15 protein-coding genes are annotated in these 14,826 nt (G+C 59.2%); 3 read left to right on the forward strand and 12 right to left on the reverse strand.

The window, feature by feature from the left end; genetic code table 11:
- Positions 1 to 132: 132 nt before the first annotated feature.
- The 3 genes from AEQ63_RS06415 to AEQ63_RS06425 all read right to left on the reverse strand — a co-directional run bounded on the left by AEQ63_RS06415 (position 133) and on the right by AEQ63_RS06425 (position 3,009).
- A complete protein-coding gene (locus tag AEQ63_RS06415) occupies positions 133 to 1,053 on the reverse strand; it encodes a hypothetical protein (protein WP_064362248.1) in 921 nt (306 codons plus the stop codon).
- Between the two features lie 144 nt (positions 1,054 to 1,197).
- Positions 1,198 to 2,487: a hypothetical protein gene (locus tag AEQ63_RS06420; protein ID WP_064362250.1), complete on the reverse strand. Its 1,290-nt coding sequence runs from the start codon at positions 2,485 to 2,487 to the stop codon at positions 1,198 to 1,200.
- Positions 2,488 to 2,742: 255 nt separating this feature from the next.
- Entirely contained in the window at positions 2,743 to 3,009 is a 267-nt protein-coding gene (locus tag AEQ63_RS06425) for a hypothetical protein (RefSeq protein ID WP_016774677.1), read from the reverse strand.
- 523 nt (positions 3,010 to 3,532) lie between these two features.
- Here AEQ63_RS06425 and AEQ63_RS06430 point away from each other — a divergent pair.
- Complete coding sequence (locus AEQ63_RS06430; protein WP_042609905.1) at positions 3,533 to 4,858, forward strand: sigma-54 dependent transcriptional regulator; 1,326 nt, start codon at positions 3,533 to 3,535, stop codon at positions 4,856 to 4,858.
- A gap of 99 nt (positions 4,859 to 4,957) precedes the next feature.
- Here AEQ63_RS06430 and AEQ63_RS06435 read toward each other — a convergent pair whose 3' ends face one another.
- The 9 genes from AEQ63_RS06435 to AEQ63_RS06475 all read right to left on the reverse strand — a co-directional run bounded on the left by AEQ63_RS06435 (position 4,958) and on the right by AEQ63_RS06475 (position 13,246).
- Entirely contained in the window at positions 4,958 to 6,274 is a 1,317-nt protein-coding gene (locus tag AEQ63_RS06435; protein ID WP_042609906.1) for a hypothetical protein, read from the reverse strand.
- Between the two features lie 45 nt (positions 6,275 to 6,319).
- On the reverse strand, positions 6,320 to 7,066 hold the full coding sequence (locus AEQ63_RS06440) for a hypothetical protein (protein ID WP_064362251.1): 747 nt from the start codon (positions 7,064 to 7,066) through the stop codon (positions 6,320 to 6,322).
- Positions 7,067 to 7,109: 43 nt separating this feature from the next.
- Positions 7,110 to 7,790: a C39 family peptidase gene (locus tag AEQ63_RS06445; protein WP_042609908.1), complete on the reverse strand. Its 681-nt coding sequence runs from the start codon at positions 7,788 to 7,790 to the stop codon at positions 7,110 to 7,112.
- A 65-nt stretch (positions 7,791 to 7,855) separates the two neighbouring features.
- Positions 7,856 to 8,845, reverse strand: a complete 990-nt coding sequence (locus AEQ63_RS06450) for a hypothetical protein (protein ID WP_064362253.1) — start codon at positions 8,843 to 8,845, stop codon at positions 7,856 to 7,858.
- A gap of 69 nt (positions 8,846 to 8,914) precedes the next feature.
- Complete coding sequence (locus AEQ63_RS06455; protein ID WP_042609910.1) at positions 8,915 to 9,487, reverse strand: hypothetical protein; 573 nt, start codon at positions 9,485 to 9,487, stop codon at positions 8,915 to 8,917.
- Position 9,488: 1 nt separating this feature from the next.
- On the reverse strand, positions 9,489 to 9,938 hold the full coding sequence (locus AEQ63_RS06460; RefSeq protein WP_064362255.1) for a hypothetical protein: 450 nt from the start codon (positions 9,936 to 9,938) through the stop codon (positions 9,489 to 9,491).
- A 330-nt stretch (positions 9,939 to 10,268) separates the two neighbouring features.
- Entirely contained in the window at positions 10,269 to 10,793 is a 525-nt protein-coding gene (locus tag AEQ63_RS06465; protein WP_064362258.1) for an AAA family ATPase, read from the reverse strand.
- The gene (pnuC, locus tag AEQ63_RS06470) at positions 10,790 to 11,353 is read right to left on the reverse strand and encodes a nicotinamide riboside transporter PnuC (RefSeq protein ID WP_064362260.1); all 564 of its coding nucleotides are present in this window, start codon (positions 11,351 to 11,353) and stop codon (positions 10,790 to 10,792) included. Before pnuC ends, AEQ63_RS06465 begins: the two co-directional genes overlap by 4 nt.
- Positions 11,354 to 11,611: 258 nt before the next feature.
- The gene (locus tag AEQ63_RS06475; protein WP_064362263.1) at positions 11,612 to 13,246 is read right to left on the reverse strand and encodes a methyl-accepting chemotaxis protein; all 1,635 of its coding nucleotides are present in this window, start codon (positions 13,244 to 13,246) and stop codon (positions 11,612 to 11,614) included.
- Positions 13,247 to 13,551: 305 nt separating this feature from the next.
- On the opposite strand from AEQ63_RS06475, the gene AEQ63_RS06480 reads away from it, so the two are divergent.
- Both AEQ63_RS06480 and AEQ63_RS06485 read left to right on the forward strand, forming a co-directional pair.
- Positions 13,552 to 14,382: an undecaprenyl-diphosphate phosphatase gene (locus AEQ63_RS06480; protein ID WP_042609915.1), complete on the forward strand. Its 831-nt coding sequence runs from the start codon at positions 13,552 to 13,554 to the stop codon at positions 14,380 to 14,382.
- A complete protein-coding gene (locus AEQ63_RS06485) occupies positions 14,379 to 14,807 on the forward strand; it encodes a DUF1294 domain-containing protein (RefSeq protein ID WP_064362266.1) in 429 nt (142 codons plus the stop codon). Before AEQ63_RS06480 ends, AEQ63_RS06485 begins: the two co-directional genes overlap by 4 nt.
- Positions 14,808 to 14,826 lie beyond the last annotated feature (19 nt).

The raw sequence follows: 14,826 nt of genomic DNA on the forward strand, positions 1-14,826 counted from the left end.
CAAGGTCTCGGGATGCGATTGCTTGAGAACGATCGTGCGTTGCCAATCCGTGGCGATCACCCTGAAACAGATCCACGGCGCCGTGGCGTCGTGGATCTCTGATTACCTCAGCGCTGATGCAGTGAACGACGCTTAGAGCTTCGACGAAACGACTCTGATCGCCCAAGGTGCAGACAGTCGCCCCGTATCGGATTTACAGCGCAAAGTATGCACATGATTAACGGCCAGATCCGTGATGGTCGCGCTGTTGACACCGTGTTCATCGACTGCGAAGGGGACAAGATTGTTGTTGTAGTCAACAATCCACCCCGTCTCGTGAGGGATACCCGTACCGACAACAGTGACAGCTCTATCAGTCGTGATGCCTTGATTCTCGATCTCCTGAAACTGCTCCTGACCGATGACGAACTTGATTGCCAGCACACTCGGTTTGGTTACCACAACCCGCCATGACGGCGATACGAGCCCGGTGGGGTCCCTTGCGACAAAGAGTTGCGTGCCTGGTTTAAGGTCTTCGAGTCTGGCGCTCCAGTGCCCGTTTGGGTCGATGTTCAGAAGCTTGATCACCGTGCCGTTGTTCAACAGGTCCACGGTTCGACCAGGTGTGCCCCGGCCAATGAAGTTCAGTTCATTATGAAATGTTCTCTGACCGTCGTTGATGGGCTCTCCGTCAGGTCCGTATACCGTTTCAATTACCGGCGCGGTCACTCCCTCGACGATGACCGTCCATGGCGGCGAAATGTCCCCGCCAACATTGGTCGCTGTGTACGAATGCGGCCCGGGCAGCTGAGCGGGCAGTTTGGCGATGAAGAGGCCTCGCAGATCAGCATAAGACGAGGTAACGGGTTGCCCCCAATCCCATATCTCAACATATTCTCTCGGAGAGGCCGAGCCGCTGATTGTCAGATTGCTGTCGTAGCTGATGCCACCGTCCTGTATGAAATCACCTCTACCGTTGGTGACCTCGCGTATCTGGAGACCACTGCCTGTCGCAGGATTGGCCGGGGCATCGGCAGGCGTTAGCGGTGCCGATAATTTCTCTTGATCAGTCATCTCGAAATTCCTTTTTTCGGTCGTACACGCAGCCATTTGCGTGCCCGGTCATCTGATCCCTGATCGAGGTGCCCGTCTACTGTCAGAAATTACAGGTAGGGCTATCTAGCCGACGGACGGCAACGTCCCGGTGCAAGTGTTGATTCAGTGATTCAGATAACGCGCGACCATCGCCCGGTAGTTGCCATCCAGTGAAGACCCGCCGACGACAATGGCGCCGTCAGTTTGTACGGTCAGCGAATTGGCTGTATCGAGACTTCGGCCCAGCCGCGTGCGCAGCCAGCCATGGCCCTGGCCGAATTCCGGATCGAGGCTGCCATCGCGTCGATACCGGGCGACCATGAAGTCGGCTTCAACCCCACCGATGGTCGCGCCTACCGCAACAAGGCGGCCGTCATGCATGCGCTGAGCGGCATTCCATTGGCAACCGCTGGCGCCGATGTCCAACACCAGAGGCAGGCCATGGTGGCAGTGCAAGTCCGGTCGACCGTTTGCGTGCAGGACAAACGTCAGGCAGCGGATCGGATCGCGGCTGCTGCCGAAACAAAAAAGCCTGTCGTCGGACTCGATGATCTGACTGACCTGAGCGCTTTTGTCATGGGCCTTGAAAGCCATGAAGCCGTCGACGGCAAAGCGCTCGTCCAGGCTTCCATCAGCCCGATAAACTGCCAGCAGGCCTTGCTGCGGAAAGTCAATGGACCCTGCGACGACGATGCGCCCGTCCTGCTTCAACAGCAGCGTGCTCAGCCAGGTATTGAGCAACAGGTGGCGGACCATCACAAATCCGCGCCCGTTGAAGGATTCGTCCAGACAGCCATCGGGTTGCAGGCGAATCAGCATTCCGGCGTGATCGGCGAGGCTGAAATGATGGTTGGCGATCAGCAGAATGCGGCCGTCTTCCTGCACCGCAAAATCGCAGGCTTCGACACCCGGCACGCCCGGCGGCAGCCAAGTGTCGCGAGTGCCCATGGACAGCTCGCCGGGCAGCCGCACGACCTGGAGGCCGTCATCGCCGAAGGATCGGTCTGGCTGACCGTTGGCATGAAACAGGGCGAGGGCGGGCAGGGTGCGATGGTTGTTTTCATAATGCAGGCCGGCCAGCAGGATCCTCCCGTCAGGTAACACCTGAACCTTGCCGGCCCTTGCTTCGAAACCCTCGATGAAGCTGCCGATTACGCTGCCCTGACTTCCAAAGGACAGATCCGCCGAACCATCGGCCAGCAGCCGCGCCAGGCCAAGACGACTTCCTTTCGGCGTGCCGACCTTCGCGGCAACCAGAATCCGGCCCCGTGCATCCAGCGCGACATGCTGGGTCTGGCTGGACAGACTATCGGCGAAATACACCTGGGCAACACCGCCGATGGCGAATGTCGCGTCAAGCGAACCGGGGTTGTTCCATGCAGTGGGCAGCGCATAAGTGTTGAGGGTGGACATGCACGCGTCTCCTTGCGAGTGAACCCATACCCAATGAGTGGGCGGCTGACTGCACGAGCGAAACATTCAATCCCTGAACCGCGAGAAGTACAACTGGAAGAACTAACAGAACGACGGTCGCACTGTGCCAGAACAGTGTCTTGTTGAACCAGTCGCAAGCGAGCCAAGCATCCAGGCAGGATCTGACCCGGGAAGTTACGGTTTTCCCAAATGAAAAGGGCGGATGACTCTATGTCATCCGCCCTTGTTCGATTATCAGTGTGGCATCGACCACGATTGCAGTTTGTGGCCATCTTCGCTCAGCTCGGCGCGGGCCTGCTGCAGCAGTTGTTCGAGTTGCGCCGGGTCAGAATAGGCGCTGCTCGGGATCTGTTTGCGACCAATGTGGGAATTGGTGCGGTCAACCACGGTCAGGCTCAGTTCGCCATTGCCGTCTTGTGGCGCCCAGGCCACGCACTGGAAAGGCTTGAAGGCGTGGTTGGCAATCAAAAGAGCTTCGTTGATACGCAGCGGGGCAGTCATGGGGTCTTCTCTCTATTGGCGCCCAATCAAGTGAGGGGCCGTCGGTTGGGCTTACCGTGCGGCCGGTTACTTGTACTGATGCACGCAACCGGGGGGCGGGTCACAACTGAAACAAAGAAATTTCAAGTTCTTTACATAACCCCTGTTGGTTTCGTTAATCCTGCCCATGTCCGAACCCCGCGCCGAATTCACCCCTCACCCCAGCCCTCTCCCCGAGGAGAGGGAGCCGATTTGTGGGCTCTTCATACCCGCGTTCGACTCGGTATTGCACGTCGGCGTACCTTGCACAAACACCTCGGTCAGTTCCCTCTACCTCTGGGAGAGGGTTAGGGTGAGGGCTGCTGTTTAACACACTACGAATAGTCGATAGCTAACTAACAACCAACTTTCTTATAACGCTTTTAATAAGCCTCCTATAAGCAATCGATACAAGCCTCCGTCAAAATCTTGCTAGTGTTACAACCGGGACAGCCAAATGACTGTTTTTACAATCATTTATTATATTTGGCGCCAAGGAACAGTCATGAGCGAAGCGCCTGCGTCGAGACGTTTACTGGTGGTCGATCCCTGCGACGACTGTTACCGGCTTTTGCCCGGTTTGCGCGCGGTGGGCTGGGATGTCGACAGTTGTACCTTGGAAAATGCCGCCGATCGCGCCTGTGACGTCGGCCTGCTACGCCTGCAGCCTTTTCATCTGGAACGCCCTGAAGCCGTCAAAGAACTGATCAGCCGCAGCGGCACCGAATGGATCGCCGTGCTCAACCAGGAAGTACTGCGCCTACAAAACGTCGGCGATTTCGTCTGTGAATGGTTCTTCGATTTCCATACCTTGCCCTTCGATGTCTCCCGCGTACAGGTCACCCTGGGTCGCGCCTTCGGCATGGCGCGTCTGCGTGGTCAGGGCACGATTCATGTCGACCAGCCGGAACACGAACTGCTCGGCGACAGCAAACCGATCCGCGAACTGCGCAAGCTGCTGAGCAAACTTGCGCCGACCGAATCGCCGGTGTTGATCCGTGGCGAAAGCGGCACCGGCAAGGAACTGGTGGCGCGCACCCTGCATCGCCAGTCCCAGCGTCACAGCAAACCGTTTGTAGCGATCAACTGCGGGGCCATTCCCGAGCATTTGATCCAGTCCGAGTTGTTCGGCCATGAAAAGGGCGCTTTTACCGGCGCGCATCAGCGCAAGGTGGGGCGCATTGAAGCAGCCAATGGCGGTACGTTGTTTCTTGATGAAATCGGCGATTTGCCGCTGGAGCTGCAGGCCAATCTGCTGCGTTTTCTGCAGGAAAAACACATCGAGCGGGTCGGCGGCAGTCAGCCCATCCCGGTGGATGTGCGAGTGCTGGCGGCGACCCACGTTGATCTGGAAGCGGCGATCGAGAAGAAGCGCTTTCGCGAAGACCTGTATTACCGGCTGAACGTACTGCAAGTGGTGACCGCACCGCTGCGTGAGCGCCATGGCGACCTGTCGATGCTGGCCAACCACTTTTCGCATTTCTACAGCCATGAAACCGGGCGCCGGCCTCGCAGCTTCAGCGAAGATGCCTTGATTGCCATGGGCAAACATGACTGGCCGGGGAACGTACGGGAACTGGCTAACCGGGTCCGGCGCGGTCTGGTGCTGGCGGAGGGTCGGCAGATCGAGGCGCGGGATCTGGGTTTGATCAGTCAGCACTCGGTCGCTACGCCGATGGGCACGCTGGAGGATTACAAGACCCGGGCGGAACGGCAGGCGTTGTGTGATGTATTGAATCGGCACAGTGATAATTTAAGTGTGGCCGCGAAAGTCCTCGGAGTTTCACGGCCTACTTTTTATCGGTTGTTGCATAAGCATCAGATTCGTTAACTGGCTGAAGATCAAAGGATCGCAGCCTTCGGCAGCTCCTACAGGGATTATGCAATCCGTATGCAGGAGCTGCCGAAGGCTGCGATCTTTTGCTTTGCTTTAGAAGTAATACGGGAATTTCAGACTGAACGAGAAGTCCGGCGCATCGTCAGTCATGCCGATCGACAAGTTCGGCACGATCGTCAGGTTGTCGGTGGCCGCAATGGTCATGCCGACGTTGAAGTAACCGGCGTTGGCGTCACTCGACACCACCGATTCCCAATCGCCGCCGTCCTGTTTCAGCTTGCTCTTGCGTTGCACCAGGTCGGAAACGGAGAACGACATACTCATCTTCTCGTTGAGCGCGAAGGCGATGCCGGCGCCGATCTGGAAGCTGTCGCCGATGCGCACTTTGCCTGGGGTTTTCTGGTTGACCGTGGAACTGATGTCGTCGAACGACTCCTCGAGGTTATGGGTGTAGGAAAGGCTGCCGAACAACACCGCCGGGTCAAACGTCTTGACCAGCGAGATGCCCGGGGTGATCGACCAGACGCCGTTGCCGGTCGGCAGGGTATCGGGGACGAACAGGTTGGAGTTGGCGTCGGTCTGGCGCAGCTTGATGCCGAACGGGTCTTTGCCGGTCGGCGCCTTGACGCGCAGGGTGACGACGGCGTCCGGGGTGTTGACCGACTCGTCGAGGAACTTGTAGGCGATACCGAAGTTGACGTCGCCAATGGTTGGATCCTTGGTCACGGTTTCTTCGGTGGTGACACCGGCCGCGCCCTGGTTGCCGCCGCCGGACTGATACGTCGACTCGCGATACACCACCGGCACGTTCAGGTCGAACTGCCAGCGGTTGTCGAAGTTGTAGCGGCCGGTGAGGTCGAGGGTCCAGGTGTCGGCCTTGATACGGTCGAGGTTGATGTTGCCGAGGAAGATCGAATCCAGCGCAAGGAAACCGTTGAGGATCAACTGGCGGGTGTCGTAGCGCGAATAGGTCAGGCCGGTTTCGACGCTGAACTTGCCGCCGCCGAAGAAACCGCTGGCTTCGTCATACAGGTTGGAAACGCTCTGCGCCGGTTGCGAATCATCGGCCAGCGACTGACCGTAAGAAGCGCCGCTGCCCCCGGCGGCGCCTCCCGATGCGGCGGCCGCACCGGTGCCTGTGGCGGCTCCGGTAGCGACGCGATTGCCTTTCATGTCGGACGGCGATTTGGCCAGCCGTTTTGGCGGTGGGGCGGCGGGTTGTTCTTCTACCTGGCGAACCCGTTGTTCAAGTACCGCGAGCGCTTGTTGTTGTACTTCGTATCGTTGTTTCAGTTCCAGAAGTTCCCGTTTCAGGGCTTCTACATCGGCGTCGGGTGCTGCTTGCAGCATCGCCGCCGGGAGAAGGGTACTCAAACACACTGCAGCACGCAGTGATACTGATCGATACATGAATAAGCCGTCCCTTTAAGCCCAATGATCGAGACTCAGCGTAGTTCAATATCCGATATTGCGTAGGGCCCCGAGTTGGGTCAGGTTGCAGTCCAGTGCACCGGCGCTTCTGCCGTTATTGTTCAGTACGACGTTGAGTTGCGTGAGGTTGTTGACCACGTTGGCACTGCCCAGCAATCGGGTGTTTTGCAGCAGCCCGCCCTGGGCCACCTGTTGCAATGCTGTGCCTTGATTGCCGCTGGCCTGAATGGCCATCTGCACGCCACCGCCGTTGGCCGAAACCGCGACACTGCCGGCGCCGTTGCTGCCGCTGATGGTCTGCCCGGCGACGAGCGCCTGGCCTTGCGACGGCACCAGCGCCGGCGCTTGACTGGCTTCGCTGACGTTGATTGCGACGTTGTTGTTGGCGGTGTTGCCATCGCCGGCGGCGCGCACGCTTTGCGTCACGCCCTGGCTGCTGTTGAGGCCGGCGCCACCGATGATAGTGCCGGTGCCCAATGTGGGCGTGCTGCCGTTGCCCGACTCCTTGATGGTCGAGACATAGAATTCCGGTTTGACCGTTGCGGCCTGGATCTGCATCGAAGTCGCAGCCCCGATCAGGTCGCCGCTGGCGTTGCGCCAGGTGCTGCTCATGACAATGCCGAAGCTGATGATCCGCCCCGGCATGACGTAACGACCGCGCAGCTCGGCGAGCTCCTGGTCTTTGATTTCGATGGGTTTGAATCCGGCATGGGCTAAACCTGACGCACTCGCTGCCAGGCAGGCGGCGGCCAGCCAGTATGAGCTTTTCATCTGCTGCTCCCGGGACATCCAGTCCCATTCTCTAACTCGGCGATTAAAAGAAGTCGCTCTGAATGAACCCGAAATCCATCAATTCCGCATCTTTGACCGGGTTGAAACCGTCCAGGGTATTTTTCGCCGTCAGCGGCACGGGAGGGCTGCGCAAGGCGTTGGCCTTGTCGTAACCGGGGCCGACGATGGCAAAGACAATGCCGTTCCAACCTTTGACAAAGTCGTCGTGCTTGTAGCGTTTGTGGCCGAGTACCGGGTCACCGATGTAGACCCAATCCTTGTCCGAACGCTGCAGGACGACGAAGTGCTTGTAGCCGCGAATGTCCATCAGGACCACCACCGGAATGGTCACCGCTTCGAGTTTCTCGGGCGGGATCCGGTAGCCACGGGCGCGCATGCCGATGCTTTCTACGTAGCGCTTCATGTCGAGCATGGAGAAACCCTGGGTTCGCACCAGGTCCTGGTCAGCGTTGACCAGCATGCCTTTGATGATGTGCTCCTCATCGACGTCGAGCCAATAGGCCTGGCGCAGAACCGTTGCCAGTGCAGCAGCGCCGCAGCTGAAATCGGTTTTCTGTTCGACGATGTCGGCAAACTTGCGCTCACGAATGCTTTGCACGTCCTTGTAGACCAGCACGCCACCCGGCAGGGCAGCCACGGGCATCTGGGCTGCCTGAGTCAGGCCGCACAGACAAAGCAGAGCGAAGAGGGCAGGAGTCCGCATGATCGAATACGCCTTGTGGAACCGAGGAAAAAGCCCCGTTACCGGGGCTTTCGTTTCGATCGCGATTACATGCAGGCTTTGCAACCTGCGGCGATGGACAGCGAGTTGCTTTGTTGGTTGGCGACACCCGCCGAGACGTTAACTCCACCGTTGCCAGAGAAGTTGTTCATCGAGTTGCTCATGTTGGCGTTATTGACGACTGGGGTTTTCCAGCCATCTTTGGTCAGCACTTGTTGGGTGGTGACGCCAGCGAGGCCAAAGCTGCCCACGGCTTCGAACTTGGCTTTCTGATCATCGTTGCCGCCGTGGCCGCCGCCACGGTTACCCCAACCGCCATGGTTGTCGTCTTCGATGGTCGCGGTGCCTTTGGCTTTGAACACGCCAGCGGCTGCATAGGTACCGGTGAGGGTGTCGGTTTTGTAAGCCTGCACGCCTTTGTTTTCCACGACCAGGCCAGTCGAGGACTGGTTGGCAGAGGCAGCAGCCTGCGCTACGCGACCGCCGGAAACAGCGATGGCGAGGTTGTTTTTCTGTTGGTTGAAGTTGCCGGAGCTCACGTTGATGCCGATGTTACCGGAACCGTTGTTGCCGGCATTGTTGAGCGTGGCGTTGTTGAAGGTGGACGAGTTTTTCACGTAGTTGTTGTTGTTCACCTGAGTCGCGCTCGAGGCTGCAACAGCGTTGCCGAAGATGAAGCTTTCGTCAGCGGTGGCCAGCGCCGCAGCGTTGTCCTGCTGGTTACCGTCGCCGGCAGCGACGTTGGCGCCCATATTGCCGTTGGAGCCATTGAGCGAGTCGCTGGCATTGGCGTTGTTCAGGGTGCCCTGGTTTTTCACCACGTTGCCGTCGCTGTTTTGCGCGTCGAGTACAGCGGCGCCGGCGCCTGCGGTGATCTGCAGCAGTTGTTCAAGATTTGGACCTTGTGGCTGGCCGTGACCATTGCCGTGCCCGTTACCATGACCGTTGTTGTCACCACGGCCGCCAGCCTGTGCTGCCATTGCCATCACTGCTGCGAGTGCGAAAACCAGTGGTTTGAGAGCCATTGTAGGTTTCATGGTTGTTTCTCCGTCGTGCTTATTAGTTGGGTTAAGTGTTGTTACTTTTCCAATTGCACTGTGTTTGGGTCAGTCAGCGACCCGGATGCTCAGGGTGTTAGCCATGCGGTTCCCCACCCCGGCACTCTGGTTCACCTGGATTACCCCGCGGCTGCCGGTGAAGGCCTGATCACTTGTCGTGACCTGGCGACTGCCGGGTGAGGTACCAGTTGCTCCTGAGCTCGGTAAAAACGCCACGTTCTGTTGCGAAAGGGCGCTGTCGTCAATGCTCTGCGGGCCGGCACTGATGCTGACGCGCGTCACGTTGGCCATTTGATTGTTGGCACCGGCACCCTGGTTCACACCGAGGATGCCGTTGCCATTGCTGAAAGAGTTGCCGCCGATGTTGGCGCTGGCGTCGATGGCGCGGCTGGCGGGCGTGTCGATGTTCTGCCTGACGCTGGTGGTGGCGTGGGACTCGGTGCCGATGGCGATCGCTTTGGTGTTGGCTTGCTGCATCTGGTCACCGGCGGCCTGGTTGACGTTGAAGTTGCCGCGATACTGGGCACCGGAATTCTGGATATTCGCCTGGTTGACTGAAGCCGGATCGGCCATGGCGCTGGTGCAGCCGAGCAGGGCGAGAAGCAGCAGGGTGCGATTCATGTCATTGGCCTCCGGCCATGCGAGTCAGAGGCGCCAGCCCGGTGCTCATTGCCCGGTTGACTGTGTTGGAGATCGACGCGCCAGAACCGCCGCCGCTACCAGTGCGCATGCCGGGCAGGCCGTTCTGATTGGTCAGGGTGTTCATGCCGGGCAGGTTGGAGGTGGGCGTGGTCATGTTGCCGCGAATCGACGAACCGCTGGCGACGCTGGCGAAATCGCCGTCGCTGAGTTCGGTGCTGCTGAGGGTCTGGTTGATCCGCGCCGAAGGGTTGGCGTTGACCGTGGTCGGATAGGGGTCTTTGCCACCATTGCGGCCGATCGGGATGGGCTGAACGTCGCGGTTGAGAACGATCACGCCATTGCCTTCGGCTTGCACGCTGACGCTGATCAATGCGCTGGCGGCTGATCCGATCAGCAGGAGGCAGGTCAGGCTTTTATTGAAATTCCCCACGGCTGCAATTCCTTCTTCAGTGGGCTGGGTGATTCAGCGTTGTGAAGGAGAGAGCGAAAGCTGTGCCGGATTTGGATTGTCTTGTTATTTCAATGGCTTGGGCGATATGAGCGGATGGCTCTGGTCGCTACTGTTTCACCAGTGATACACGGCGAGGATCGCTTGAGTGCCAATTGGCGTTGCAAAGCTCTGGATCAAGGGTTTGCGCCGATGTGTTTCAGCGGCGTAACAGGTGAGGTGACGCAGTGATGAACAGCGTTTGGACGGGGCTTTGCGCGCTCGGGGCTGTTTCAAAAACGGACAGATTGCGCGAATTGCCTGCTTGCTGGCTTATTCGGCCAGCAAACGCTCGACCGCCGCAAAGGCTTGCGTCTGGCGATCGGCCCAATGGCCTTCGATCACTTGCATCGGCTGTTGATGCTGGATTAGCCACGCGCGAGTAGCTTCGTAGAACGCCATGCGATCTTCAAGAGCCGGTTGGCAGCGCTGGCCGTCTTCGGCCCAGTCGACCTGTTGCGGCGACAGCAGCAGGTGCAGATCGTAATGGCGGGCGAGCAACTCGGTTTCCAGCCAGTCCGGGCAGTCACCAAACAAAGTCTGGCTCCAGAGGATGTTGCTCAGAAGATTTGTGTCGAGGATCAGCAGCGCGGGTTGTCTGGCCCGCGCCTGATCTTCCCGGTGCAACTGACCCCGAGCGATGGCTGGGATGTCGGCCAAGCAGGTGTCGCGGGGGTTTTCTTCAATAAACCGGCGCACATATTCGTCAACGCGCACGCCGCCGAAACGCTGCTGCAATCCTGCCGCCAGCCAGCTCTTGCCGGTGGATTCCGGGCCGGTGAGTACCACGACTTTCATGTGCGCAACGCCGGATCGGCGCGCCATTCCCGCCAGCCTTGCACGGCGAGCAGGGTAAACAGCGCATAGAGCGCGGCAGTCAGGTACAGGCCTTTATAGATGAACAGGCCAACAAAGATGACATCGAGGACAAACCACAGCGCCCAGCATTGCAGGCGTTTTTGCGCCATCCACAGTTGCGCGACCAGACTGAAACCGGTGAGCGCGGCATCGAGCCACGGTTGTGCAGCGTCGGTCCAGTGCGCCATCGCCGCGCCCAGCAACAGGCTGCCGATTGTGCCGATACCGAGACCGAGCAGAATCGAGCGAGTGTCGAGGCGGCTGACTTCGCGTCCGTCGTGCATCGTCCCGGCGCGGGTCCATTGCCACCAGCCGTAGACTTGCAACGCGGCGTAGATCACTTGCAGCAACATGTCCGAATACAGCTTCACCTCAAAGAAGATCCAGCTGTAGAGCAACACCATGACCAGCCCGATCGGCCAGCACCACGGATTCTGTTTGACCGTCAGCCACACGGCGATGACACCGAGGGCAGCGGCGAACAGTTCAAGCCCGGACATGAGTGATCCTTGGGGGAGTCGAGAAGGGGGCGGATTGTACTGCATTAGTCAGATCAAAAGCCCCTCACCCTAGCCCTCTCCCGGAGGGAGAGGGGACTGATTGGGGGATGCTTTTGAGCTGCGCCGGTTTGAACGATCTTCGTTGAATCCATAATCGACTCGATTGTTCAGGTCGATGTATGACGCCAGACACCTCGGTCGGCTCCCTCTCCTCGGGGAGAGGGCTGGGGTGAGGGGTGGGCTCACCTCGGTGATCGGTCAGACCCGGAACTGGCGCAGCAACCCGTTCAGCTGTTCGCTCAGTTGCCCAAGGCGCAGGCTGGCTGCACTGGATTGTTCAGCCGCCAACGCGGTGCTATGCGAAAGGCCGGCCGCCTGGGTGACGTTCTGGTTGATGTCCTCAACCACATGGGCCTGTTGCAACGTGGCGCTGGCGATCGAGGCATTCAGTCCGTTCAGATTGCGCAAAGCCTGGCCAATTGCATTGAGGCTGGCCCCGGCCAGTCCCGCCTGTTCAATGGTCAGTTGCGATGCCTTGCTGCTGTCGCCAATCACCTTCACCGCAGCCTCCGAGTGGTTCTGCAGGCGCTCGATCATCGACTGAATTTCCGCCGTCGACTTCTGCGTACGCTGGGCCAGCAAGCGCACCTCATCGGCCACCACGGCAAACCCGCGACCTTGCTCACCCGCACGCGCCGCTTCAATTGCCGCGTTGAGTGCCAAAAGGTTGGTCTGCTCGGCAATCGAGCGAATCACTTCCAGTACGCTGCCAATCTGTGTGCTCTCGGCCGCCAGCGTGCGGATCACTTCCACCGCCTGATCGATCGTGCCCGAGAGCTTGTCGATCTGTTGCAGGCTGCCATCAATGTTGATCTGGCCCTGTTGTGCCTGCGCTTCGGCATCGCGCATTTCTGCGGCGGCGTGTTCGGCGTTTTTCGCCACGTCCTGCACGCCGTAGGTGACTTCATTGATCGCCGTCGCCACCAGCTCCATCTGCTGCGATTGCTGCTGACTGCGCTGCTGTGCCTGCGAGGCATCGTTGCCCAGTTCACTGGAGGACTGGCCCAGAGCGCTGGCCGACACCTGCAAGTCACCAATCACCCGGCGCAACTTGGCCGTGAAGGCATTGAAGTGATGGGCAAGCTCGGTGACCTCATCCTTGCCATGGGTATCGAGGCTGCGCGTCAGGTCGCTTTCGCCACTGGCAATGTTGGCCATGGCGTTCACGGTTTCCTGCAACGGACGGACGATGCTGCGGGCGATCAGGATCACCAGCAGCGCCATGATCAGCGCAATCGCCAGACCGATCACCGAAGCCTTGATCATCTGCTCCTGGAATTCTGCCTGGACATCGTCGACGTACACACCGGAGCCGATCACCCAGCCCCAGGGTTCGAACAGCTTCACGTACGAAGTTTTCGCCACCGGATCAGTCGCGCCCGGCTTCGGCCAGCGGTAATTGACCATGCCCGCGCCTTTGGCCTTGGCGATGGCAACCATTTCGTTGAACACCGCAAAGCCGTCCGGGTCGCGGATCGCCGAGAGGTTCTGGCCTTCGAGTTTGGGGTTGGTCGGGTGCATGACCATCACAGGCGTGAGGTCGTTGATCCAGAAGTAATCGTTCTGGTCATAGCGCAAACCACGGATCGCGGTCAGCGCCTGCTTTTGCGCCGCGTCCCTGGTCAGGGTGCCGGCGGTCTCCAGCCCTTGGTAATACGTGAGCAGGCCGCTGGCGGTCTGCACCACATGCTGGGTTTTCTGCGCCTTGGCGTGGTAGAGGTCGTCGTGGATCTGCTTGAGCATCAGCACACCCAAGGTCAGCAACATGACCACCGCCACAATCAAGATGAGCCACAAGCGTCGGCTGATCGACACACTGCGCAAGCTGTTCATAACGCTGTCACTCCGGATTCTTGTTCTTGTAATAAACGATCGCCAGCATCCAGCCACAGCTGAGTGCTCGGGACTGCGCCAGGCAAGCCAGCCAACGCGCAGAGCGCTATTGAGGCTTGTCTGTTAGGATTTCGGCCCCGCGCGCGAAAACCTGAATCCGGTTTTGAAATTTCACGGAATTTTTACCGTTTCGTGTGGATCCTGTGCGCGCGGAATCGGTACAGCTTTTACCGGCTACGCTGAACGCAGTGAACGCTAAAAATACTATCGGGGCATGCCGTCGCGCATCGCTCTCTGGGGGATTGATGGATCTTTGGACTGCCTTGCAGGCACTGATACTAGGAGTTGTAGAAGGGCTGACGGAGTTTTTGCCCATTTCGAGTACCGGACACCAGATCATCGTCGCCGACTTGCTGAACTTCGGCGGCGAGCGGGCCATGGCGTTCAACATCATTATTCAGCTCGGCGCGATCCTCGCGGTGGTCTGGGAGTTTCGCCGCAAGATTCTCGACGTGGTGATCGGCCTGCCAACCCAGCCGAGCGCACGGCGTTTTACCGTCAACCTGCTGATCGCGTTTTTGCCGGCGGTGGTGTTGGGGGTGATCTTTGCCGACCTGATCCACGAATACCTGTTCAACCCGATTACCGTGGCTGCTGCGCTGGTGATCGGCGGGATCGTCATGCTGTGGGCCGAACAGCGCCAGCATGAAGTGCACGCTGAAACCGTCGACGAGATCCGCTGGACCGATGCCCTGAAAATCGGTTTCGCACAGTGCCTGGCAATGATTCCCGGCACCTCGCGCTCCGGCTCGACAATCATTGGTGGCTTGCTGTTCGGCCTGTCGCGCAAGACCGCCACGGAATTTTCATTCTTCCTCGCCATGCCCACCATGGTCGGTGCGGCGGTGTACTCGGGCTATAAATACCGCGATCTGTTTGTGCCGGCGGATTTCCCGGTGTTCGCGATTGGTTTCGTCACGGCGTTTATCTTCGCCATGATCGCCGTGCGCGGTTTGCTCAAGTTCATCGGCAGCCACAGCTATGCGGCGTTCGCCTGGTACCGGATTGCGTTCGGCCTGTTCATTCTGGCGACCTGGCAGTTCGGCTGGGTGGACTGGTCGGCGGCCAAGCCATGAACGATTCGCGCGCGCACCGCCCGCAAGGACGGCCTTCGGGCGGGCGCCTTCAGCATGTGAAGTTGAAGCTGGTGGTGCTGCTGATCGTCTGCGCGCTGCCGCTGTTCGGCTCGCTGTCGATGTGGCTGAGCGGCATCTCGCGGCTGCCGTTGGCGGCGTACGGGATTGTCAGTGTGCTCGCGTTCTTTCTGTACTGGGCCGACAAGCGCAAGGCCCGCGCCGATGCCTGGCGCACGCCGGAAAACATCCTGCATGCGGTGGAGCTGGCCGGCGGCTGGCCGGGTGCATTGATCGCGCAGCAGGTATTCCGGCACAAGACGCGCAAAGTGTCGTTCCAGATTCTGTTCTGGGTGATCGTGCTGCTGCACCAGGTGTTCTGGATTGACCAGATTTTTCTGGGTTCCAACCTGTTGTCTTTGATCTAAAGAACACACTTACCCCTGT

The organism is Pseudomonas sp. RIT-PI-o, from assembly GCF_001297215.1.
In the GTDB taxonomy this organism is placed as follows: Bacteria; Pseudomonadota; Gammaproteobacteria; order Pseudomonadales; family Pseudomonadaceae; genus Aquipseudomonas; species Aquipseudomonas moraviensis_A.